The 21,021-nt window shown below is 61.3% G+C and carries 18 protein-coding genes; 6 read left to right on the top strand and 12 right to left on the bottom strand.

The genetic code is table 11. The features are described 5' to 3' along the window. Positions 1 to 23 precede the first annotated feature (23 nt). From AC1Q80_RS00185 to mepA, 4 genes are all read right to left on the bottom strand, one after another. Positions 24 to 1,826 (bottom strand): ABC transporter ATP-binding protein, encoded by a 1,803-nt coding sequence (locus AC1Q80_RS00185; protein ID WP_492359329.1) that lies wholly within the window; start codon positions 1,824 to 1,826, stop codon positions 24 to 26. 111 nt (positions 1,827 to 1,937) lie between these two features. Further along, positions 1,938 to 2,957, bottom strand: a complete 1,020-nt coding sequence (locus tag AC1Q80_RS00180) for a glucokinase (protein WP_492359328.1) — start codon at positions 2,955 to 2,957, stop codon at positions 1,938 to 1,940. A 49-nt stretch (positions 2,958 to 3,006) separates the two neighbouring features. After that, positions 3,007 to 3,387, bottom strand: coding sequence for a methylglyoxal synthase (locus AC1Q80_RS00175; RefSeq protein WP_173418548.1), 381 nt, complete (start codon positions 3,385 to 3,387; stop codon positions 3,007 to 3,009). 85 nt (positions 3,388 to 3,472) lie between these two features. Further along, positions 3,473 to 4,528, bottom strand: coding sequence for a penicillin-insensitive murein endopeptidase (mepA, locus tag AC1Q80_RS00170; RefSeq protein ID WP_492359327.1), 1,056 nt, complete (start codon positions 4,526 to 4,528; stop codon positions 3,473 to 3,475). Positions 4,529 to 4,750: 222 nt separating this feature from the next. On the opposite strand from mepA, the gene AC1Q80_RS00165 reads away from it, so the two are divergent. The 5 genes from AC1Q80_RS00165 to AC1Q80_RS00145 all read left to right on the top strand — a co-directional run bounded on the left by AC1Q80_RS00165 (position 4,751) and on the right by AC1Q80_RS00145 (position 11,625). After that, positions 4,751 to 6,610, top strand: coding sequence for an extracellular solute-binding protein (locus AC1Q80_RS00165; protein WP_492359326.1), 1,860 nt, complete (start codon positions 4,751 to 4,753; stop codon positions 6,608 to 6,610). A 183-nt stretch (positions 6,611 to 6,793) separates the two neighbouring features. Next, on the top strand, positions 6,794 to 7,876 hold the full coding sequence (locus tag AC1Q80_RS00160; RefSeq protein ID WP_112809375.1) for a microcin C ABC transporter permease YejB: 1,083 nt from the start codon (positions 6,794 to 6,796) through the stop codon (positions 7,874 to 7,876). After that, positions 7,876 to 9,018 carry an ABC transporter permease gene (locus tag AC1Q80_RS00155; RefSeq protein WP_492359325.1) on the top strand — a complete coding sequence of 381 codons (1,143 nt, stop codon included), beginning with the start codon at positions 7,876 to 7,878 and terminating at the stop codon, positions 9,016 to 9,018. The genes AC1Q80_RS00160 and AC1Q80_RS00155 overlap by 1 nt, the downstream gene beginning before the upstream one ends. Before the next feature lie 8 nt (positions 9,019 to 9,026). Continuing rightward, entirely contained in the window at positions 9,027 to 10,655 is a 1,629-nt protein-coding gene (locus AC1Q80_RS00150) for an ABC transporter ATP-binding protein (protein ID WP_209788386.1), read from the top strand. 10 nt (positions 10,656 to 10,665) lie between these two features. After that, the gene (locus AC1Q80_RS00145; RefSeq protein WP_492359324.1) at positions 10,666 to 11,625 is read left to right on the top strand and encodes a 2-hydroxyacid dehydrogenase; all 960 of its coding nucleotides are present in this window, start codon (positions 10,666 to 10,668) and stop codon (positions 11,623 to 11,625) included. A 12-nt stretch (positions 11,626 to 11,637) separates the two neighbouring features. On the opposite strand, the gene AC1Q80_RS00140 is transcribed toward AC1Q80_RS00145, so the two are convergent. From AC1Q80_RS00140 to AC1Q80_RS00130, 3 genes are all read right to left on the bottom strand, one after another. Continuing rightward, a complete protein-coding gene (locus AC1Q80_RS00140; protein ID WP_173418541.1) occupies positions 11,638 to 12,492 on the bottom strand; it encodes a C40 family peptidase in 855 nt (284 codons plus the stop codon). A gap of 6 nt (positions 12,493 to 12,498) precedes the next feature. Further along, positions 12,499 to 12,849: a MarR family transcriptional regulator gene (locus tag AC1Q80_RS00135; protein WP_053252495.1), complete on the bottom strand. Its 351-nt coding sequence runs from the start codon at positions 12,847 to 12,849 to the stop codon at positions 12,499 to 12,501. A 184-nt stretch (positions 12,850 to 13,033) separates the two neighbouring features. Beyond that, on the bottom strand, positions 13,034 to 14,425 hold the full coding sequence (locus tag AC1Q80_RS00130; RefSeq protein ID WP_209788392.1) for a leucyl aminopeptidase family protein: 1,392 nt from the start codon (positions 14,423 to 14,425) through the stop codon (positions 13,034 to 13,036). Positions 14,426 to 14,559: 134 nt separating this feature from the next. Between AC1Q80_RS00130 and AC1Q80_RS00125 the strand changes: the two genes are divergently transcribed. Beyond that, the gene (locus AC1Q80_RS00125) at positions 14,560 to 15,384 is read left to right on the top strand and encodes a tetratricopeptide repeat protein (RefSeq protein WP_492359323.1); all 825 of its coding nucleotides are present in this window, start codon (positions 14,560 to 14,562) and stop codon (positions 15,382 to 15,384) included. A gap of 106 nt (positions 15,385 to 15,490) precedes the next feature. On the opposite strand, the gene AC1Q80_RS00120 is transcribed toward AC1Q80_RS00125, so the two are convergent. From AC1Q80_RS00120 to AC1Q80_RS00100, 5 genes are read right to left on the bottom strand one after another with little or no spacing between them, the layout of a single operon-like run. Beyond that, entirely contained in the window at positions 15,491 to 16,477 is a 987-nt protein-coding gene (locus AC1Q80_RS00120) for a type II secretion system F family protein (RefSeq protein WP_492359322.1), read from the bottom strand. A gap of 9 nt (positions 16,478 to 16,486) precedes the next feature. Continuing rightward, a complete protein-coding gene (locus tag AC1Q80_RS00115; protein ID WP_173418537.1) occupies positions 16,487 to 17,497 on the bottom strand; it encodes a type II secretion system F family protein in 1,011 nt (336 codons plus the stop codon). A gap of 8 nt (positions 17,498 to 17,505) precedes the next feature. After that, positions 17,506 to 18,972, bottom strand: coding sequence for a TadA family conjugal transfer-associated ATPase (locus tag AC1Q80_RS00110; RefSeq protein WP_492359321.1), 1,467 nt, complete (start codon positions 18,970 to 18,972; stop codon positions 17,506 to 17,508). 29 nt (positions 18,973 to 19,001) lie between these two features. Continuing rightward, on the bottom strand, positions 19,002 to 20,291 hold the full coding sequence (locus AC1Q80_RS00105; RefSeq protein ID WP_173418535.1) for a CpaE/TadZ family protein: 1,290 nt from the start codon (positions 20,289 to 20,291) through the stop codon (positions 19,002 to 19,004). Between the two features lie 18 nt (positions 20,292 to 20,309). Further along, a complete protein-coding gene (locus AC1Q80_RS00100; protein ID WP_412728328.1) occupies positions 20,310 to 20,984 on the bottom strand; it encodes a CpaD family pilus assembly protein in 675 nt (224 codons plus the stop codon). Positions 20,985 to 21,021: the final 37 nt, after the last annotated feature.

Raw genomic sequence — 21,021 nt, 5'->3', positions numbered from 1 at the left:
GCGATTTTCCTTCCTGCTCACGTTTAGATTTCAGCGTCGACCGACGCCTGTGGGACCTTGCCCTGGAGATTGTGCAGGCGCGCGTACAGCCCGTCCTGGCGGCGCGACAGGTCCTCGTGCGTGCCTTTCTCGACAACAAGGCCATCCTTCATGACGATGATCTTGTCGGCATTGACGACCGTTGAAAGCCGGTGGGCGATGACGATCACCGTGCGTCCGCGCATCGCCTCGTCGAGCGCCTTCTGTACGGCCGCCTCAGACTCGGTATCCAGCGCCGAAGTCGCCTCGTCGAGCAGCAGGATCGGCGCATTGCGCACGAGCGCGCGGGCGATCGACAGCCGCTGCCTCTGACCGCCGGACATCGTGACCCCGTTCTCGCCGACCGCGGTGTCATAACCCTGCGGTTGGGTGAGAATGAAATCATGCGCATAGGCGAGACGCGCGGCTTCTTCGATTTCCGCATCGGTCGCATCCGGACGACCGTAACGGATGTTGTCGCGGATCGAGCCTTCGAAAAGGTAAGGCTGCTGCGAGACATAGGCGATGCCGTTACGCAACGACTGCTTGGTCACATCGGCTATGTCCTGTCCGTCGATCAGGATCTGGCCGGAGGCCGGATCGTAGAACCGTGGAACGAGGCTGATGACCGTCGACTTTCCGGCCCCGGACGGACCGACGAGAGCGGTGGTCTTGCCGCCTTCGGCGACGAAGCTGACACCCTTCAGGATTTCATCACCATTGGCGTAGCGGAAACGCACATCGCGCAGCTCGACGGTCGCGCCATCAAAGGTAAGCTGCTTTGCACCCGGCTTGTCGCGCTGATGCGGAACGGTATCGAGAATCTCGTAGACCATGCGGGCATTGACCGCGGCGCGCTCCAGCGACACCTGAAGGCGGGCCAGCCGTCGCGCCGGGTCATAAGCCATCAACAGAGCGACGACAAAAGCGAAGAAGGCACCTGGCGGAACATCGTTGTAGATTGCCCGGAATGCGGAATAGGCAAGCACGCTGGAGATGGCCAGGCCCGCAAAAGTTTCGGTCATCGGCGCCGTGCGTTCGCTCAGGCGAGCAATCCGGTTGGCGCGATTTTCAGCGCGATCGACGATCGCGTCGACCTTGCTGCGCAGTTCACCTTCCATCGTGAAGGCCTTGACGATGGAAATCCCCTGGATCGTCTCCTGCATCGCACCAAGGACACGGCTGTTGACATCGATGGCTTCGCGGGTCGCAGAGCGCAGCCGCTTGGAAACATACCGCAGGCCCAGAAGCAAAGGCGGCGCCGTCACAAAGACGATGATCGACAGCAACCAGTCCTTGACGAACATCACGCCGATCAGGCCGATCAGGGTCAACAGATCGCGGGCGATCGACGTCACCGTCAGATTGAGCACGTCGCGGATGCCGCTGACGTTCTGGCTGATCTGGGCCGCAAGCTGTGCCGACCGTTGCTCGCTGAAATAGCCGACGCTGAGCGCCATCAGATGCGCGTAGAGCCGCTTCTGGTACCTTGCGACGATATTGTTGCCGATCTTCGACAACGCGACGGCCTGGCCGTAGGTGGCAAAGCCGCGCAGCACGAAAGCGCCAAAGATCGAACCGCAGACCAGCAGCACGATGCTCGCGTTCTTGTTGGCAAAGGCCTCATTGATCACGGTCTCCATGATCGAGGCGGTAAAGCCGGTCGTCGCAGCGACGACGGCCAGGCAGCCAATGGCAAAGACATAGCCGCGGATGTGATCGCGACCGTTTTCTGCAATGACCCGCTTCAGGATTCCGGTGATGGTTTCGGAATCGACTGTATGCTGTTTTTTATCTTTCGCGCTCAAAAAGCCTGTCTTCCCTGAGCCTGTGCGGTGCGTCGGACGCCGACGCTACCTTTCCCGGGCTCTATAGTGGTTTGATGCGACTTTGGCGAGTCTTTGCGCGATCCGGCCGCTTCAGCTTCTCCAGCGCCGTCCCTCTGTTGCAACACCGAAGTCTCTCGGCGTGCGCGCGAAAGCCGCCAAACCGGAAAGTGCCGCCATCGGATGGATGACCGCGAAGGTCGGAATTGTCTTCATCAGAGCGGAGTGCGGCGCCTTGTCTTCGAAGGCGGCGCGGAATTCCGGTTTTTGCAGCGCCGGCAAGATCTTCTGCGAAATGCCTCCGGCCAGGAACACGCCGCCGCGGGCCATGAAGATCAGCGCCATGTCGCCGGCCACCCGCCCGAGATAGGTCGAGAACAGCGATATGGTCTCGACGGCAGCAGCGTCGTTGCCGGACAACGCGCTTGTCGTGACCTCGGCCGGATCCTTCATCACCGGCTCTTCACCATTGACCGCGCAAACAGCGCGATAGAGGTTCATGATACCGCGACCGCAGAGGATCTGCTCGCCGGCCATGCGCCCTTCGATCGGCTCCAGGAAAGGCCAGATCTGAAAGTCGCGCTCCGTGCGCGGACCGATATCGACGTGGCCGCCTTCGCCCGGAACCGGAAACCAGGTGTGTTGTGCACAGACCAGACCGCCCACCCCGAGCCCGGTACCTGGGCCGAGAACGACGCGAGAGGTCAGAGGGCGGACGCTGCCACCGCCGATCTGCACCAGATCTTCAGCCGCCGGAGCAGCAACGGCCAGCGCCTGCGCCTCGAAATCGTTGATGATCAGCACGTCCTCAAGGCCAAGGCTTTCGAGCATGTCCTTCGGGCGTAACACCCAGCCGGCATTGGTCAGCGGGATTTCATCGCCCTTGATCGGACCGGCGACCGCAAGGATTGCCGAACGCGGCTGGACGGAGGTCTTGTCGAGGATGCTCTTCTGCAGCGCTTCTTCGATCGTCTCGAAATCGCCTGTCTTGATCGGCTGCAGCTGCTTCGGCTCGGCAAAGGCGTCGAGCAGCAAGGCAAAGCGCGCATTTGTGCCGCCGATATCGCCGATCAGGATCGGAAAGGAAAAGCTGTTGTCACTCGCACCGGGCATCGCACTGTCCATCCTGATCGTCGCCGTGAGGTTTCGAAAAAATTCTCTATCAGTTGTGGTTGAAGTCGATCAACTGCTCGGCTGTGGCGCGATTGAGCGCCATCGGGATGTCATAGACGATCGCAAGTCGCATCAGCGCCTTGACGTCGACATCATGCGGCATCGCCGTCAGCGGATCGACGAAGAAGATCAGCAGCTGGACATCGCCGGTCGCGATCATCGCGCCGATCTGCTGATCGCCGCCGAGCGGGCCACTTTTCAGCCGCGTGACATCGAGACCAGGGCAAACATCGAGAACGCGGCCACCGGTCGTCCCGGTGGCGACGATCTTCCACTGCGCAAAGACCGCTTCGTTTGCCTTGGCAAAGGCGGCAAGATCGTCCTTCTTCTGATCGTGCGCGATCAGGGCCACGCATTTCCGATCCGCCATGCCATCTCCCCGCCATCAAATTTAAATCGATTTGATCGCCGTATACATGAGCGTAACAGGATTGAAAAGCCGCAAGCCAAGACGCCTATTGCAGCGTCGGACGCGGCACCGGCACCGGCACGTCAGATGGCGGCAAATCGCTTGCGGCATTGCCGATCACCTGCTCGATGCCTTGCTCTGCGGGTGCCGGTGAGGCAGCGCGATAGGCCACTCCAAAGGTCACATCCTGCTCAGAGGCCGGCGCTGGGCCGTTCAGCACCAACGTGCACGCCTTCGGCAGGTCGGCCATGGTTGTCAGGCGGGGCTTCACCGGCTTTTCGCCCGGCTTTTTCTTCGGCTTCGCCCAGGGCTCATCAGTAAACCACCAGGCAAGCGACTTGTCGCAGCCATCGCCGGCCGGCACCGCCGCCTGGTCCTTGCAGGTCGACGACCCCTCGGGGCATTTGATGCGGATGTGGAAATGATAGTCGTGGCCATAGATCGGCCTGACCTTGCCGAGCGCCGAGCGGTCGCCGTTCCAAGTGTCGCAGAGCTTCTTTTTGATAGCCGGATTGACGAAGACCCGCTCGACCTGAGGGTAGCTTGCCGCCAGCATGATCAACCGCGCATGCGACGGCGTCCAGATCGACGGATCGACGGTCAGAAACTTGTTCTTCTGCAGCATCGATGTCGCGGAAATGTCCTCGCGCTCGCGGCCCGTCAGGGTCCTTTGCGGCATCGGCGTCAGCCAGATATCGGCATCGAGGCCGATCTGGTGCGAAGCGTGACCGGACAGCATGGGGCCGCCGCGCGGCTGCGAGATATCGCCGAGCAGCAGACCGGGCCAGCCGACCTTTTCGGCAGCATCATGGGAGAATTGTTCGATCAGCGCGATCATCTGCGGATGGCCCCAGCGACGGTTGCGCGACAGCCGCATGGCCTGCCAGGTCGGGCCATCCGTCGGGATCGCCACGCCGCCGGCAAGGCAACCCTTGGCATAGAAACCGTAGGACGAGGGCGCCATCTGCGCCGGCAGTGATTTGGCGCCAAACAGCGCCTTGGCCGGCGTGTCGTCTGCGCTGGCAACATCGGCGATCAAGACGCTCGTTCCGAGCAAGAGCGCCAGAAGCGCCGAGCCACAGCGTCGTATTGCAGCAACCATGTCCAATTCCGTTCCGTTCATTCCCCAAGGGCGAACCGCACCGGCAATGGGTGCGAGATGCCCGATATCCCCTGATCCTAAGGTGCCGCCTTTGCCTCAGCCTTGCGGATCACCGGGATGTGACGCAAAAATTTCGCCTGATTTGCGGCGGCGCCTGTCATTTGGCCCGATTTCGCCTATTCTCTCGCAAAAGAACGTTGAAATATAAGGGGTACCGGCTGGATGCCAATTTTCTGCAGGACCGTGAAACCTGGCCTGGCGGCCACGCTTCTGACAACACTTCTTCTCCTTTCCCCTGCAGCGAATGCGCAAGAACAGCCGCCCGTCTGGCGCCATGGCACATCTTCGATCGGCAAGCTCAAATACGCTGATGGCTTTGCCCGCTTCGATTACGTCAATCCGGATGCACCGAAAGGCGGCGAACTGCGGCTGTCGGAAAACGGCACGTTCGATACTTTCAACACTATCCTTTCCAAGGGCGAGGCAGCGACCGGCGTTGCGTCGCTGGTTTTCGATACGCTGCTGAAATCCGCCGAAGACGAAATCACCACGTCCTACGGCCTGCTTGCCGAGGGCGTCTCCTATCCCGACGACATCTCATCAGCCACGTTTCGCCTGCGCGCGGAGGCCAAGTGGGCGGACGGCACGCCGGTGACGCCTGAAGACGTCATCTTCTCCCTCAACATGGTGAAGGAACACAACCCGCTTCTGTCCAACTATTATCGCCACGTGGTTGCTGCGGAAAAGACAGGCGACCGCGACGTCACCTTCCGCTTCGACGAGAAGAACAATCACGAGCTTCCGAATATTCTCGGCCAGCTCTCCATCGTTCCAAAGCACTGGTGGGAAGGGCAGGACGAAAAGGGCAACAAGCGCGATATCTCGCGAACGACGCTGGAACCCGTGATGGGCTCGGGGCCCTACAAGATCGCCTCGTTCCAGCCGGGTGGCTCGATCCGCTTCGAACTCAGGGACGACTATTGGGGCAAGAACCTCAATGTGAATGTCGGCCAGTACAATTTTCGCACGATCAACTATGCGTTTTTCAGCGACAGAAATGTGGAGTTCGAAGCCTTTCGCTCCGGCAACGTCGATTTCTACCGAGATCAGAGCGCCAGCCATTGGGCACAGGCCTATGACTTTCCCGCCATGAAGGACGGCCGCGTCATCCGCGAGGAGATCGAGAATCCGCTGCGCGCAATGGGCGTCATGCAAGCCTTCGTGCCGAACATGCGCCGCGACAAGTTCAAGGATCAGCGGGTGCGCGAGGCGCTGAACTACGCCTTCGACTTCGAGGATCTCAACCGCAATCTCGCCTATAACGCCTATCAGCGCGTCGACAGCTATTTCTGGGGCAGCGAACTTGCGTCCTCCAAACTTCCCGAAGGTCGCGAGAAGGCGATCTTGGAGGAGCTGAAGGACAAGGTTCCGCCCGAAGTCTTCACCACGCCCTATACCAACCCCATCAATGGCGACCCGCAGAAGGTGCGCACCAACTTGCGCAAAGCGCTCGACCTGTTCAAGGAGGCGGGCTACGAGCTCAAGGGGAACCGCCTGGTCAACACCAAGACCGGCGAACCCTTCGCTTTCGAGCTGCTTCTCGCCAATCCGTCCTACGAGCGCACGGTCACGCCGTTCATCAACAGTGCCAAGAAAATCGGCATCGACGCCCGCATCCGCACCGTCGACGATTCGCAATACACCAATCGCGTCAGAAGCTTCGACTATGACATGATCTACGGCATCTGGGGCCAGACACTGGTGCCCGGCAACGAACAGATCGACTACTGGGGTTCAAGCTCGGTCAACCAGACTGGATCGAGAAACTATGCGGGCATTGCCGATCCGGCGATCGACGAGCTGATCCGCAGGATCATCTTCGCGCCCAACCGCGAAGAGCTGGTTGCGACGACCCGGGCGCTCGACCGCGTCCTGCTCGCCCATCACTACGTCGTGCCGCTGTTCTACTCCAAGGCAATTCGCGTCGCCTACTGGAACCACCTCGCCCACCTTAAGGAGCTGCCCTATTACGGCACCGGTTTCCCGGACGCCTGGTGGTCGAAAAACGCCACGGCCAAATGAAGCCCTTGCACTCGGAAGCCGTCTCGATTCCAAATGCAGAAAAACGAATCACTGAAAATGAATATAGGCCCCGCTTGGGCCTGACAGCCGCAAGGAGACGTGAGGATTGAAACACCATAGGGCGCACGCCGACGCTTCGCGGGTCCGGGCCACCGGCAACACGTCGATCGAGAGGCTGGCCTGATGGGTGCCTATATCCTGCGGCGCCTGCTTTTGATGATCCCGACGATCATCGGCATCATGGCGATTTCCTTTACCGTCATCCAGTTTGCGCCCGGTGGGCCGGTCGAACAGGTGATCTCCGACCTGACGAACGCCGGCGGCTCCGACCGCTTGAGCGGCAGCAGCGGCGACCTGATGCAGGCCGGCGGCGACCAGGGCGGCCAGTATCGCGGCGCCCAGGGGCTCGACCCGGAATTCATCGCCAAGCTCGAAAAGCAGTTCGGTTTCGACAAGCCGCCGCTCGAACGCTTCGGCACGATGATGTGGAACTATATCCGCTTCGATTTCGGCGAGAGCTTCTTCCGCAACACTTCGGTGATCGACCTCATCAAGGAGAAGATGCCGGTCTCGATCTCGCTCGGCCTCTGGATCCTCCTGTTCTCCTACGCGATCTCGATCCCGCTCGGCATCAAGAAGGCGGTGTCCGACGGCTCGACCTTCGACATCTGGACTTCCGGCATCATCATCGTCGGCTATGCGGTTCCGAGCTTCCTGTTCGGCATCCTCCTGATCGTCGTCTTTGCCGGCGGTTCGTTCCTCGACTGGTTCCCGCTGCGCGGCATCGTCTCGGACAATTTCTGGGACCTGCCCTGGTGGCAGAAGATCCTCGACTACTTCTGGCACATGACGTTGCCGCTGATCACGCTTCTGCTCTCGGCCTTTGCGACGACGACGCTGCTGACCAAGAATTCGTTCATCGACGAGATCAAGAAACAATATGTCACGACGGCGCGCGCCAAGGGCCTGACCGATCGCCAGGTGCTCTACGGCCACGTTTTCCGCAACGCCATGCTGATCATCATCGCCGGCTTCCCGAGCGCCTTCATCTCGGCGTTCTTCACCGGTTCGCTTTTGATCGAATACATCTTCTCGCTCGATGGCCTCGGCCGGCTCGGCTATGATTCCGTCGTCAAGCGCGACTACCCGATCGTCTTTGCGACGCTGTTCATCTTCTCGCTGATGGGGCTGCTCGTCAGCCTGCTCTCCGACCTGATCTACACCTGGGTCGATCCGCGCATCGACTTCGAGCGGAGGGACGTGTGATGAGCACCGTTACCACCGCCCCCACACAGCTTGCAGCCCCGCCACGCGGTTTCCTTTCACCAGTGAACCAACGGCGATGGCAGAATTTCAAGGCGAACCGGCGCGGCTACTGGTCGCTCTGGATTTTCCTTCTGCTGTTCGTGCTCAGCCTGTTTGCCGAGTTCATCGCCAACGACCGGCCGATCATCGCCTCCTACAAGGGGGAGATTCTATTTCCTGCCGTGGTGGATTATCCGGAAGAGAAGTTCGGCGGCTTCCTGGCCGAGACCGACTTCCGCTCGGATTTCATCCGCGACGAGATCGAGGCCAACGGCTGGATGGTCTGGCCGCCGATCCGCTACTCCTACCAAACGGTCAACTCGAACATTCCGCACTCGGCACCGACAAAGCCCTTCTGGCTTATGAGCAAGGACGAGCGTTGCTCGGCCTATCCGGAAGGTTCGACCGACCGCAACTGTATCGCCGGTAACCTAAATTGGCTCGGCACCGACGACCAGGCGCGCGACGTGACGGCGCGCATGATCTACGGCTTCCGCATCTCGGTGCTGTTCGGCCTGGTGCTCACCATCGCCTCGGCGGTCATCGGCGTGACGGCCGGCGCGGTGCAGGGCTATTTCGGCGGTTGGACCGACCTTTTGATGCAGCGTTTCATCGAGATCTGGTCATCGATGCCGGTGCTCTACATTCTCCTGATCATCGCAGCGATCCTGCCGCCCGGCTTCTTCATCCTGCTCGGCATCATGCTGCTCTTTTCCTGGGTCGGCTTCGTCGGCGTCGTGCGCGCCGAGTTCCTGCGGGCACGCAACTTCGAATATGTGAATGCGGCGCGTGCACTTGGCGTCGGCAACGGCACGATCATGTACCGGCACCTGCTGCCGAATGCGATGGTGGCGACGCTCACCTTCCTGCCGTTCATTCTGTCAGGCTCGATCACCACGCTGACCTCGCTCGACTTCCTCGGCTTCGGCATGCCGCCGGGCTCGCCGTCCCTTGGAGAAATGATCGCCCAGGGCAAATCCAACCTGCAGGCTCCCTGGCTCGGGCTAACGGCCTTCTGCGTGATGTCGGTGATGCTGTCGCTGCTGATCTTCGTCGGCGAAGCGACCCGCGATGCCTTCGATCCGAGAAAGACATTCCGGTGAGCGCGACGATGACCGATCCCATTCTTTCCGTCCGTGATCTGTCGGTCGCCTTCCACCAAGGCGGCAACACCTCGATTGCGGTCGACAGCATTTCCTTCGACATCAAGCGCGGCGAAACGGTTGCGCTTGTCGGCGAGTCCGGCTCCGGCAAGTCCGTGTCCGCCAACTCGATCCTGAAGCTTTTGCCCTACCCTTCGGCAAGCCATCCGGGCGGTGAAATCCGCTTCAACGGCAAGGACCTTCTGAAGGCCAACGATGCGGAACTGCGCCAGGTGCGCGGCAACGACATCACGATGATCTTCCAGGAGCCGATGACGTCGCTCAATCCGCTGCACCCGATCGAGCGGCAGATCGGCGAGATCCTCGAGCTGCACCAGGGGCTCGAAGGTGCTGCTGCGCGTACGCGCATTCTCGAACTGTTGAACCAGGTCGGCATTCGCGAACCGGAGAAGCGGCTCGGAGCATACCCGCACGAATTGTCCGGCGGCCAGCGCCAGCGTGTGATGATCGCCATGGCGCTTGCCAACCGGCCGGAGCTGCTGATCGCCGACGAGCCAACGACGGCGCTCGATGTGACCGTGCAGGCGCAGATCCTCGAACTTCTCAAGAAGCTCAAGGACGAACACGGCATGTCGATGCTGTTCATCACCCATGACCTCGGCATCGTGCGCAAGATCGCCGATCGCGTCTGTGTGATGACCAAGGGCAAGATCGTCGAGACCGGACCGACCGCCGAGATCTTCGCCAATCCGCAGCATGCCTATACCCGCCATCTGCTCGCTTCCGAGCCGCGGGGCAACCCGCCTCCTTCCGACGCCTCGAAGCCGATCGTCATGGAAGCGGATGACGTGAAGGTGTGGTTTCCGATCAAGGCCGGCTTCCTGCGCAAGGTCGTCGATCATGTGAAGGCGGTCGACGGTATCGATCTCAAATTGCGCGCCGGCCAGACGCTTGGCGTCGTCGGCGAATCGGGCTCGGGCAAGACGACGCTCGGCCTGGCGCTGACGCGGCTGATCTCGTCCAAGGGGCGCATCGCCTTCGTCGGCAAGGACATCAATGCCTATAGTTTCCGCGAGATGCGGCCGCTTCGAAACCGGATGCAGGTGGTGTTCCAGGACCCCTACGGTTCGCTGAGCCCGCGCATGTCTGTTGCCGACATTATCGCCGAAGGACTGAAAATCCACGAGCGGACATTGTCGGACGACGAGCGCGATGCCCGCGTTGCTGCGGCACTGGAGGAAGTGGGTCTCGATGCCGCCACCCGCTGGCGCTATCCGCACGAATTCTCCGGCGGCCAGCGCCAACGCGTCGCGATTGCGCGTGCGATGGTGCTGAAACCGAAGTTCGTGATGTTGGACGAACCGACGTCGGCGCTCGACATGAGCGTTCAGGCGCAGGTGGTCGATCTCCTGCGCGACCTGCAGCACAAGCACGACCTCGCCTATCTCTTCATCAGCCATGACCTCAAGGTGGTGCGGGCGCTGGCCAACGAGATGATCGTCATGCGCATGGGCAAGGTCGTCGAACAGGGCCCGGCGGAGCGCATCTTCAATGCGCCGCAGGAAGATTACACCAAGGCCCTGATGGCCGCCGCCTTCAACCTCGAAGCCGTCAACCTCACCGCCATCCGCCAGTAGAGTTCCCGCCATGCCCGCAAAAAGCCCTGTCATCGTCGATCTGAAATTCATCCCGGAAGAAGTGGAAACAGCGCTCAAAGGTGCTTTTCCGGATCGGGAAGTGATCAACCGCGCCGACGCCGTCCATGACAATCGTGACCTCTCGGGTGTCGACTACGCCGTGGTCTGGAAATCCGCCCCCGACCTCTTCGACAGGGCGCCCGATCTCAAGGTGGTTTTCTCCGGCGGCGCCGGCGTCGACCATGTGCTGACGTTGCCGGGGCTGCCGGAGGTGCCGCTTGTTCGTTTCGTCGATCGCAGCCTGACGACCCGCATGAGCGAATGGGTGGTGATGCAATGCCTGATGCATCTGCGTCAGCACCGGACCTATGAAGCGCTTGCGGCAAAGCGCGAGTGGCGCGATCTATCGCAGCCGGAAGCGGCGGATGTGACCGTCGGCATCATGGGAATGGGCGTGCTTGGCCAGGATGCGGCCCGCAAGCTTTCCGTCATGGGCTTCAAGGTCGTCGGTTGGTCGCGCGGCAAGAAGGCCGTCGACGGCATCGAGACCTATGGCGGCGACGAACTGGATGCCTTCCTGGCGCGTACCGATTTCCTGGTCGGCCTGCTGCCGCTAACGCCTGAGACCCAAGGCATCTTCAACGCCGGGCTTTTTGCCAAGCTGAGCCGCAATGGCCCCTTTGGCGCCCCCGTCTTCATCAATGGCGGCCGCGGCGGCAGCCAGAACGAAGCCGATATCCTGAGTTCACTCGATGCTGGCATTCTCCACGCGGCCTCCCTCGACGTCTTCGAGCAGGAGCCGCTTTCGACGGACAGTCGGTTCTGGCAGATGCCGAACGTCTATGTGACGCCGCATGTCGCCGCGTCCTCCGACGTCAAGGCACTGTTCCGCCACGTCGAACAGCAGATCGCCCGCCTCGAAAGCGGGCAGCCGCTGCAGCACGTCGTCGACAAGTTAGCCGGCTACTGAGTCGTTGAATCGTCAAGGACGGCGATAGCCCGTCGGCTGTTCGTAGAGCCAGCCGATGCGCTCGATCGAGGCTTCCAGACCTTCGCGCGCAACGGTCATCGTATGGCCATTGGCGTGGATCAGCGTCTCGTCGTCTTCCATCAACGCGACATGTCCCTTCCAGAAGACGAGGTCGCCGCGCTTCAGCTCTTCGCGGGAGATCGGCGTGCCGAGGCCGGCCGCCTGCATGTCCGAATCGCGCGGCGCCAGCTTGCCGACCATCATCATCGACAGCTGGACGAGACCGGAACAATCGATGCCGAAACCGGAGCGGCCGCCCCAGAGATAGGGCGTTTCGACAAAACGGGCGGCAACTGAGACATAGTCGCCTTCGACAACCTTGCCGACCTCGATGCAATGGTTGGCAACCACGGCCTGGCCGCCATCAAGCAGGAAATAGCGGGTGCCGCGCGTCTCGCGCTCGTCGATGACGGTCAGTCGGCTCCCCATCGACAGCGGGTAGACGGTCGGAAAACGCAGGTCATGCCCGGAATAGACAAAGGTGCGCGGTGCCGAGACGACATGCGTCGGGCTCTTGACCACCGGCGCCAGGCAATATTCCGGAAGGTACCCGACATAGCCGTCGAGATCAGCTTTCACCCAGCACCAGCTCTCATTGGTATCGAGCACGCGAACCGATTCGCCGAGCAGCAGCTCGGTATCGGTCCCGCAGGCAAGATCGGGCTTTGCCCGAAGCGGCGTCACCGGCACGGAGACGCGCGCGACGCTTCCCTCGACGTAGCGCTCGGCATCGACGACGCCGCGAAGGCGGCTTTCGGCGAGGTCGGCTCGATAGGCATTCAGGCGGCGATCGGGAAGTGTCGACATGTCAACTCACTTAGGCTGTTTGCGGCCCTGATCAATGATCAGATCGCCGAACTTTTCAAGATAAAGAGCACCGTCAACTGTCCTTTTGATGACGACATTGCGTCGATCGCGATCATCACGGACGCGATCGACAAGCCCGAGCGCGCCCATGGTATCGAGCGCGCGTGTGATGACCGGCTTGGTGACGCCGAGCGTTGCGGCAAGGCCGCGAACGGTGTGGGGCGGTGGCACGAGATAGATCTGCAGCAAGATCGCCATCTGGCGCAGCGTCAGATCGCGACCGTCGACACGCACCTGTTCCAGCGAAACCGTGTGCCAGAGCCCAAGGGCCTGGGAAGGCGTAAGCTCGACCGGCAATGGCAACTCCTGCGCAGCCGCATGCCTCTTCGGCTGAAGTGTCATGCAGACGATTACGGCGACAGCAGCCTGTGCGCTGTAAGCAAAGCGCTGTCCCGCCCCAACATAGACACGGACCGTTACGCAAGCGTTTCTTTTTGAAGCGACCGACGCAGGGACAGCGCCGGTCGTCTTGATCTAAGCCTTACTTGGCCATCTGCCCGATATGCTGGTAGAGCGCGCGAATGGCCTGGGCCTCGCCGCCAATAGGCGAATGCGGCCGTTCGGACTGCGCCCATCCGAAGATATCGAAATGCACCCAGCTCTTGGTGTTGGTGACAAAGCGCTTGAGGAAGAGTGCTGCGGTGATCGAGCCTGCCATGCCGCCGGAAGGCGCGTTCGTCAGGTCGGCGATGCGCGCCGAGACATCCTTGTCGTACCCCATGTGCAAGGGCATGCGCCACATCGGATCGTCAACGCTGAGGCTCGCTTCCGTCAAGTCGTGCGCCAGCTCAGCGTCGTCGGTGAAGAACGGCGGCAGGTCGGGGCCGAGCGCAACGCGGGCGGCACCGGTGAGCGTTGCCATATCGACGAGAAGATCGTTCTTTTCCTCATCGGCATAGGCGAGCGCATCGGCAAGAATGAGCCGGCCTTCGGCGTCGGTGTTGTCGATCTGCACCGTCAGGCCCTTGCGGCTGCGATAGATATCGCCGGGGCGGAAGGCATTGGCCGAGATCGAGTTCTCGACGACAGGAATGATGACGCGCAGGTCGACCTTGAGCTTTGCGTCCATGATCATCAGCGCGAGGCCCATGACGTTGGCGGCACCGCCCATGTCCTTCTTCATCAGCAGCATGGAGGACGCGGGCTTGATGTCGAGGCCGCCGGTGTCGAAGCAGACGCCCTTGCCGACCAGCGTTACCTTCTTGTGGCCCTTCTTGCCCCAGCGCAGCTCAAGGAGGCGGGGTGCTTCGGCGCTGGCCCGGCCGACGGTGTGCACGAGCGGGAAGTTCTGCGTCAGCAACGCCTCGCCCGATATCACCGAGACATCGGCCTTGTAATGCGTCGCAAGCGCGCGGAATGCCCCTTCCAGCGCTTCCGGTCCCATGTCGTTGGTCGGCGTGTTGATGAGGTCGCGGGCAAGAAAGACGCCGGCGAGCTGGCGCTTGATGTCGGTCGCATCGGCATCGCTCGGAATCAACAAGGTCGGCGGCTCGCCCTTTGCCGACTTGTAGCGCTCGAAACGATAGGAGCCGAGGCCATAGCCGAGCGCCAGGCGGTTGGCTGTCAGCGGTGCGGTTTCGATATGCCATTTTCCGGCCGGCAGAGCGCGCGCGAGCTTGCCGGTCAGGAACGGCGCCTCGGACGGGTTGCTGCCCAGACCGAAGAGCGCGCCGCCGAGATGGCCATCCGAAGACGGGATCAGCAGCACGGCGCCCGATTCGGCCTTGAAGCCGGCCTTGCGCGCCCAATCAAGCGCGATCGGATCGATGGCTCCCGTTTCGATATGCGCCGGCGTGACCGCGAAGATCGGCAGCGTCTTGCCGGCGCTGGTGTTGAACGGCGACGGCCGCTCGATGAACTGATAGGGGGCCATGGAAGTCCTCGGCTGACAGAGATGGATTCGCGCAATTAACGCTCTGTTAGGGTTAACAGATTATTGCTGGAGTGAAAGTTGCGCCGATGTTGTTTGGAGTTCTGGTGCGCGAATGCATGCTGGGGACACCGCCGATGGCAAAACACAACACGATCTCATCCCGAAATGTCACCCGTCTCATACAAGGCGCCGCGATTGCGATCGTCGCCCTGTCTGTCGCCGGTTGCGCCAACCAGCCGAAGAAGGAACTGACGACCGGTTCGATCTCGCGTACGTCGAAGCCCGTCCAATCAATGACCGCATCGGAGCTGTCGCAGGCGGCCGAAAGCATCGGCCAAGCCTATGAGAAGAACCCGAGGGATCGCGAGGCGGGGCTGAATTACGCCAACCTCCTGCGTATGACCGGACGCAACGAACAGGCACTCGCCGTCATGCAGCAGGTCGCGATCAACCATCCGCAGGACCGCGAAGTTCTTGGCGCCTACGGCAAGGCGCAAGCAGCCGCAGGCCAGCTGGAACAGGCGTTGAACACGATCAGCCGCGCCCAGACACCGGACCGGCCGGACTGGAAGCTGAAATCGGCAGAAGGCGCAATCCTCGACCAGCTCGGCCGATCGCAGGAGGCACGCCTGCGCTACCGCGAGGCGCTAGAACTCAAGCCGAACGAGCCGTCGGTGCTTTCCAACCTCGGCATGTCCTATCTTCTGACCAAGGACCTGCGCACGGCCGAAACCTATTTGAAATCGGCAGCGGGCCAACCGGGCGCCGACAGCAGCGTGCGGCAGAACCTGGCACTCGCCGTGGGCCTGCAGGGACGCTTTCAAGAGGCCGAAACGATCGCCCGCCAGGAACTGTCGGGCGATCAGGCCGAGGCAAATGTGACGTATCTGCGCTCGATGCTGTCACAGCAGGGCGCATGGAAAGAGCTTGCCAAGGCGGACGACGCGAACACAAACTGAACTTTGCCAGCTGGCAACCGCCATATCGTCGGCTGACGCACTCAAAGTGCCCTCTGGCGCGCTGCACCTGCCCGCCGTTCCCTTGCGTTACCTTTGACCCGGGATGTCAGAATTTGTCGGCGACCTGGATGCCGGCCGGACCGAGGATGACGGCGACGAGAACCGGCAGGAAGAACAGGATCATCGGCACGGTGAGCTTCGGCGGCAATGCGGCCGCCTTCTTTTCCGCTGCATTCATGCGTTGGTCACGGCTTTCCTGTGCCAACACGCGCAGCGCCTGGGCGATCGGCGTTCCGTAGCGATCCGCCTGGATCAGTGCCTGCACCACCGATTTGACGTCATCTAGCCCGGTGCGCTGTCCAAGGTTCTCAAGCGCGATACGGCGTTCGGGCAGGAACGAAAGCTCGGCCGTCGTCAGCACCAGTTCTTCTGCCAAGGCCGGCGACTGGGAGGCGATCTCGTCGGCGACGCGTCGCATGCCGAGCTCCATCGACACACCGGATTCAACGCAGATCAAGAGGAGATCAAGCGCATCGGGCCAGGCGCGACGGATGGAGTGCTGTCGCTTGGCGATGGCATTGGCGACAAAGATGTTCGGCGCATAGAAACCGAGATAGGCGAATCCGATGGCGAATGCGAACCGCATCATGAAAGGTTTCTCGGCGAAATTGCCGAGCACAAAGATGTAGACGACCGCGACAACCAGAAACAGGAACGGAAGGCAGAACCGCGCGAAAAGGAACGTATTGAGCGCATTCTGCGAGCGATAGCCGGCAGTCTTGAGGCGGTTGACGGTATTGTCGTCGACAAGGGCCTTGCGCAGGTTCAACCGCTCGACGACCTGGCGAACGGACGTGTTGTTCTGCCCGCGCAGACTGGCCTTACCATTCGAGACCTCCGTGGCGAGGCGGGCGCGTTCCCGCGCGCGTATCTGCTCCCGCTCGGTGGCCACTGATTTCATCCGCTTGCCGAGATCTCCACGCTCGAAGAATGGCACCACCAGCGAATAGAAGGTCGCCAGCACCGCAAACGAGACGAGAACAGCAAGGATGATGTTGGGATCCGTGAGCGTCTTGACCAATCCTTCGCCCATAATTGTACCTCAGATGTCGAAGTTGATCATATTGCGCATCATCAGGATGCCGATGCTCATCCAGACGAGACCCGCACCGATAATCAGATGCCCGCGCTGATCGGTGAACAGGATCATCATGTAGTCAGGCGATGTCAGATAGACGAGGGTCGACACGATGAACGGCAAGGCACCGATGATCCAGGCCGAAGCCTTGGCTTCCATCGACAGAGCATTGACCTTGGCCTTCATCTTCTTGCGCTCGCGCAGGACCTTCGACAGGTTGCCAAGCGCTTCGGACAGGTTACCGCCGGCTTGAGCCTGAATGCCGATCACGATCGCAAAGAAATTGACCTCCGACAGCGGCATGTGATTGATCATGCGGGCGCAGGCTTCGGTGACACTCAGCCCGACCTGCTGCGATTCCACCACCCTGCGAAATTCGCTCTTTACCGGTTCCTGCCCATCATTGGCGATGAGGCGGAGCGCGTCGTTTAAAGGCAGGCCGGATTTGATCGACCGAACCATGACGTCGAGCGCGTTCGGGAACTCTTCAAGAAACTTCTTGCAACGGCGCTTGATCAGGAAGTTGACCAGCCAACGCGGTAAGCCTGCGGCGACAATCAGGCCTATACCCGCAGCAATGGCCAGACCGGCCCCCAGGATCAACACGACAAAAGCTGCGAAAAGCCCGAACAATCCGCTGAAAACATAAAACTTCGCCAACGAGATAGACAGATTTGCCTGCGAGAGCCGCGCCTTCATCGAGGGCGCGGCTCTCGCCGACTTTTCCTGCTGCTTCTTCTCGAGCTCCTTGAGCGAATCCTGGACCGACTTGCGCCGCTTCGACATCTCGTTGACGCGATCGCGGGCGGCCTTGACCTTGACCCGATCGGTTTCGGCCGCGCTCACTCTGCGCACACGACCTTCCGTCTTCTTCTCGCTTTCGATACGCGAATACAGCACCCCATAGGCCAGCGCCGCCGCCGATATCGCGACCAGGGCAGCCAAGGCGAGGACGGGAAGGCCTATGCCGAACATCGCGGATCCTAGCCCTTGTCCATGGCGTCGAGCGTCGCCGCCAGGCGCTTGTCTTCGTTGAAGTAGCGGGCGCGATCCCAAAAATGCGGACGCCCGATGCCGGTCGAGACGTGGCGGCCGATAATGCGGCCGTTGGCATCTTCGCCTTCGATTTCGTAACGCATCAGGTCCTGCGTGATGATGACGTCGCCTTCCATGCCGACCACTTCCGTGATGTGGGTGATACGGCGCGAGCCATCGCGCAGGCGCGCAGCCTGGATGATGACGTCGATGGATCCGGATATGATCTCGCGGACAGTCTTGGCCGGCAGCGTGAAGCCACCCATCGCGATCATCGATTCCATGCGGGCGAGGCATTCGCGCGGCGTGTTGGCGTGGATCGTTCCCATCGAGCCGTCATGGCCGGTGTTCATCGCCTGCAGAAGGTCGAACACTTCCGGTCCGCGCACTTCGCCGACGATGATGCGTTCGGGTCGCATGCGCAGGCAGTTCTTGATGAGATCCCGCATGGTGATCTCACCCTCGCCTTCGATATTCGGCGGCCGGGTTTCGAGACGAACCACATGCGGCTGCTGCAATTGCAGTTCGGCCGTGTCTTCGCAGGTGATCACCCGTTCGTCGAGATCGATGAAGCCGGTCAAGCAGTTGAGGAGCGTCGTCTTGCCCGAGCCGGTACCACCGGAAATGACGATGTTGCAGCGGACGCGGCCGATGATCTGAAGAAGGACGGACCCCTCGGGCGTGATCGCGCCGAATTTCACCAGCTGATCGAGCTTCAGCTTGTCCTTCTTGAATTTGCGGATGGTCAGCGCGGTGCCGTCGATGGCGAGCGGCGGGGCGATGACGTTGACACGCGAACCGTCGGGAAGACGCGCATCGCAGATGGGACTGGATTCGTCGACGCGCCGCCCCACTTGCCCGACGATCCGCTGGCAGATCGACAGAAGCTGGGCATTGTCGCGGAATCGAACTTCAGATTCGATGGTCTTGCCGGCGACTTCGATGAAGGTCTGGCCGGCGCCATTGACCATGATATCGGCGATGTCGTCGCGCGCTAGCAGCGGTTCCAACGGTCCATAGCCAAGCACGTCGTTGCAGATATCGTCGAGCAGCTCTTCCTGCTCGGAGATCGACATCGCGAAATTCTTGATCGTGATGATGTCGTTGACGATATCGCGAATTTCCTCGCGAGCGCTTTCCGTATCGAGCTTGGCCAGCTGCGACAGGTCGATCGTATCGATCAGAGCCGAGAAGACCTGCGATTTGGTATCGTAGTAGTCCTCGGTGCGCGCGGGTCGCTTTCTTTGTGCCGGAGCTGGAGATTGTGGGCGCGCGGCGGACGTTTGCGGGTCGGCAAGCACCGGCACCGCGGCGCGCTCGATCACCGCCGATTGCGTGATCGGGACGATCGGCGGCATCGCGGCACCTGTGGTGCCGCCCTTGCCGAAGCCTTCGTTTCCGCGTTTGCCGAACATGTTCCTGATCCGCCCGTTCTGTGCGCCGTCTATTTTCTGCCGAGCGCCGCAAGCATCTTGCCGAGACCGCCGCGCCGCGCCTTCTTCATCGACGCGCGGCCGGTGAGCAGGTGTGCAAGCTGGGAGAAGGTTTCGGCTGCTGCCGACTTCTTGTCGATCTCCGCAATCATGCGGCCGCTGTTCGATGCATTGCCAAACAGGACGGCATCGAACGGAATGATGGCTGCCGCTTCGATTTCCAGCGATTCGCAGAATTCGTTCACCGCGATCTCCGGACGTTTCGGCATGCCCACCTGGTTCAAGACGAGATGGGGTTGCTTGTCGTTCGGCCGAAGCTTCTTCAAGGCATCGAGCAGGTTCTTCGTGTTGCGAAGGCTTGCGAGATCCGGCACCGCGGTAATGACGATTTCGTCGGCTTCGCCCAGCACCGAGCGCGTCCAATCCGTCCACATATGCGGGATGTCGAGCACCGAAACCGGCGCGCTGCGTTGCAAGATCTCAAGGATCGGATGAAAGGCGCCGCCCTCGAAGTCATAGGCACGATCCAGCATCGACGGCGCCGCAAGCAGCGAAAGATGGTCGGAGCATTTGGTCAGAAGCCGATCGAGAAAGACTTCGTCGAGCCGCTCAGGCGCGAAAACCGCCTCCGATATGCCCTGCGGCGGGTCCTGGTCGAAATCGATGTTGGCCGTGCCGTAAGGCAGGTCGAGATCGGCAAGGATGGTCTCCGTCGAAAAGAGGTTCGAAATTCCCCAGGCGCAATTGTGCGCGATGGCAGACGAACCGCTGCCGCCCTTGGCGCCGATAAACGCCAGGCTGCGTCCCAATGGCTCGGCGTCGGGATCAACGAAGATCGATGCGACCGCGGACAGAACGTCCGGCATTGCCACGGGCGCGACCATGTACTCCGAAATACCGTTGCGGATGAGCTCGCGATAAAGCCCGATATCGTTGTATTTGCCGACGAGGATCACCTTGGTGCTCGGATCGCAGACCGCAGCCAGCGGCGCAAGTTCGCTCAGCAGGAACCGGGGATCGGCCGATGTTTCCAGAATGATCAGGTTCGGCGTCGACACGCTCGCAAACATGTTGGCCGCGGCATCGATGCCGCCGTTGTTGATGCGCAAGCTGACCTTCGCCATACGGCGATCCTGGCCGCAACGCTCCATCAGCCGCTGCATCGCCTCGGTTTCGCAAAACGCGTGGATCGAGATGCGCGGCAGCGGGCGGACCTGCTCGAGGTCACCCGGCTGCACGGTATCGAAGGCGAGGTCGCCGGCCGCGGCGCCCGTTTCGATCCTGTACTCAATGGTGCTCATCTGATGATCCCAACGATATCAATTGAAGACGATGACGGGTCCGTCACTCTTTTCGGTTCCGCGCCAGTCCTTGATGACCTGACCACGCTGCTCCGCATCGATCGGCGACATCTGACGCGGGCCGAGCAGATCGGTCGGATTGGCGATCTGCGCCGCCAGATTGGATTGCGATGCGCAGCCGAAATTATAGTAGTTGCGGTTCTGGATCGTATTGAGCGCAACGTCCTCGGGCCATTCACCACAGGGGGACGTCTGGGCGGTGATCGCCACATAGCTAATGCGAACAGGTGCAGCGTCACCCATCGGACCGGCCTCGTAGCCCGCCTCGATCAATCGCTTGGCCGGGACACCGGCGGCAACGAGAACGCTGCGGATCTCCTTGCGCATGGCCTGCGCTGCGTGGCTGTTTGCCGAGCCGCGCGGCAGCATGATCTGGACAACACCGGTCGACAAATTGCGATAGTCGGCCGCAAAGCCGCTGATGACGTCGCGCGTGCCCTGCGTCAACCGGCGATCGCCGGAGGCGATCGGGATATCGATCGTACGCTCACCTTCGGCAAGCACGATCGGGTGGCGGGTGCGGTAGTCATCCGGGATGGAGCCCGTTGCAAGATTGTCCTTGGTGCCGCAGCCGGCAAGCAGCCCCGCGGCAACGACGAGGATTGCAACATGCCGCAAATGACGGGCGGGCATTCCGGATCTGTTGAGGGGCATGGCACTCGGCCTTTCA

Source organism: Ensifer sp. GW823-FHT05D09, assembly GCF_058795755.1.
This window is presented reverse-complemented; position numbering and strand designations above follow the sequence as displayed.

Bases quoted from the DNA above. Each gene is read 5' to 3' on its own strand.
- AC1Q80_RS00180 (WP_492359328.1), bottom strand. From the start codon at position 2,957: ATGCCCGGTGCGAGTGACAACAGCTTTTCCTTTCCGATCCTGATCGGC.
- AC1Q80_RS00175 (WP_173418548.1), bottom strand. From the start codon at position 3,387: ATGGCGGATCGGAAATGCGTGGCCCTGATCGCGCACGATCAGAAGAAG.
- mepA (WP_492359327.1), bottom strand. From the start codon at position 4,528: ATGGTTGCTGCAATACGACGCTGTGGCTCGGCGCTTCTGGCGCTCTTG.
- AC1Q80_RS00165 (WP_492359326.1), top strand. From the start codon at position 4,751: ATGCCAATTTTCTGCAGGACCGTGAAACCTGGCCTGGCGGCCACGCTT.
- AC1Q80_RS00160 (WP_112809375.1), top strand. From the start codon at position 6,794: ATGGGTGCCTATATCCTGCGGCGCCTGCTTTTGATGATCCCGACGATC.
- AC1Q80_RS00155 (WP_492359325.1), top strand. From the start codon at position 7,876: ATGAGCACCGTTACCACCGCCCCCACACAGCTTGCAGCCCCGCCACGC.
- AC1Q80_RS00150 (WP_209788386.1), top strand. From the start codon at position 9,027: ATGACCGATCCCATTCTTTCCGTCCGTGATCTGTCGGTCGCCTTCCAC.
- AC1Q80_RS00145 (WP_492359324.1), top strand. From the start codon at position 10,666: ATGCCCGCAAAAAGCCCTGTCATCGTCGATCTGAAATTCATCCCGGAA.
- AC1Q80_RS00140 (WP_173418541.1), bottom strand. From the start codon at position 12,492: ATGTCGACACTTCCCGATCGCCGCCTGAATGCCTATCGAGCCGACCTC.
- AC1Q80_RS00130 (WP_209788392.1), bottom strand. From the start codon at position 14,425: ATGGCCCCCTATCAGTTCATCGAGCGGCCGTCGCCGTTCAACACCAGC.
- AC1Q80_RS00125 (WP_492359323.1), top strand. From the start codon at position 14,560: ATGGCAAAACACAACACGATCTCATCCCGAAATGTCACCCGTCTCATA.
- AC1Q80_RS00120 (WP_492359322.1), bottom strand. From the start codon at position 16,477: ATGGGCGAAGGATTGGTCAAGACGCTCACGGATCCCAACATCATCCTT.
- AC1Q80_RS00115 (WP_173418537.1), bottom strand. From the start codon at position 17,497: ATGTTCGGCATAGGCCTTCCCGTCCTCGCCTTGGCTGCCCTGGTCGCG.
- AC1Q80_RS00110 (WP_492359321.1), bottom strand. From the start codon at position 18,972: ATGTTCGGCAAACGCGGAAACGAAGGCTTCGGCAAGGGCGGCACCACA.
- AC1Q80_RS00105 (WP_173418535.1), bottom strand. From the start codon at position 20,291: ATGAGCACCATTGAGTACAGGATCGAAACGGGCGCCGCGGCCGGCGAC.
- AC1Q80_RS00100 (WP_412728328.1), bottom strand. From the start codon at position 20,984: ATGCCCGCCCGTCATTTGCGGCATGTTGCAATCCTCGTCGTTGCCGCG.